A 1,067-nucleotide genomic window follows, 5' to 3' on the forward strand; every position below is an offset into this window, starting at 1 on the left:
GTTCCCACCATACGGCCACGGGGAACTTGGCATCGGCAAAAAACGTCAGGAGCGGCCTGAAGTTCTGCACCAGGAGCGTCGAAAGCACGGCCCCTACGGCGTTCGGGTGTTCCGAGAGTTTGCAGGGCTTGCCGCTACGGTCAATGAGCTTGCCCGTGGCGTCGTTAATGCCGAAAAGAGTCAGCTTGTAATGATTCTTGCCGGCAGTCTTGTAAATCAATCGCAAGAAGTCCAGTTCGCGTTCGCTTTCGGCGCTGAATCCGCCCCAGCTGTTGCATCGTGTCACGAAAATGAGTTCGCTGAGGGGAGCCTCGTCTCTTTGCTGCTGCTTGCGGTAAAAGACATACTGGCGGCCTTCCTTTTTCAGGATTCCGCGTGCGACCTTTTCTTCCAGGAACTTGCGGAGCGTGCCCTGCGAAACATTGTAGCGGGCAGAAAGTTCTTTTGAAAGCGGTAGCGGCTGCGAAGGTTTCAGGTAGCCTTGCGCAAAGTCGCGTTCGAAGGCCTTTGCAAGCTTTTCAGAGACAGTCTCGTGAACGTATGCAACCCTGTTCTTGAGCGGGGTTGCTCCCCAGAAACAGCCCTTGCCCTGGATTTTGCAAATTTTTCCGGCGGATTCCAATTCAGAAAGCGCCGCCTGAACAGTGCCAGACGATGCTCCGAAACTCTTGATCATCGAACGCACCGACGGCAACCTGTCGCCCTCGGCGAGGTTCATGTCAAGCAAAGCCTCAATAATCCGCTGTTTCATAGTCGAAAATATAATAAAGAGCCGAGCGGTCTGTGTGAGCCACAAAACCCCAAGCGTTAAGCTGGGGCGGTGGCGAGAGCGAGGCGATATCACATTTTCATGACAGCAACAGAGCCGAGCGGGCTCATAACAAACAAACTCCGAAGCGTCCGCTTCGGAGTCCGTTGTTTGGTGTATTGAGTACTCTAATTATCTCGTCACCCTTACAGACTGCATCTGGCCAGTGGTACGGCTGCGCAGGTAGTAGACGCCGGAGCTCTTCACAGCGCTAGAGGTCTGGAGGATTTCCTTGGCGGCATCGAATCCGTAGGCAGTG

Annotated in this window: 1 protein-coding gene; it reads right to left on the reverse strand. The window is 54.4% G+C overall.

Features of this window, described 5'->3' with window-relative positions; translation table 11 throughout:
- Positions 1–751, reverse strand: a 751-nt coding sequence (locus tag Q0628_RS08325) for a GntR family transcriptional regulator (protein ID WP_298770005.1), incomplete at its 3' end; no start/stop codon positions are given.
- Between the last annotated feature and the right edge of the window lie 316 nt (positions 752–1,067).

The organism is uncultured Fibrobacter sp., assembly GCF_937877005.1.
Classification (GTDB): Bacteria; Fibrobacterota; Fibrobacteria; order Fibrobacterales; family Fibrobacteraceae; genus Fibrobacter.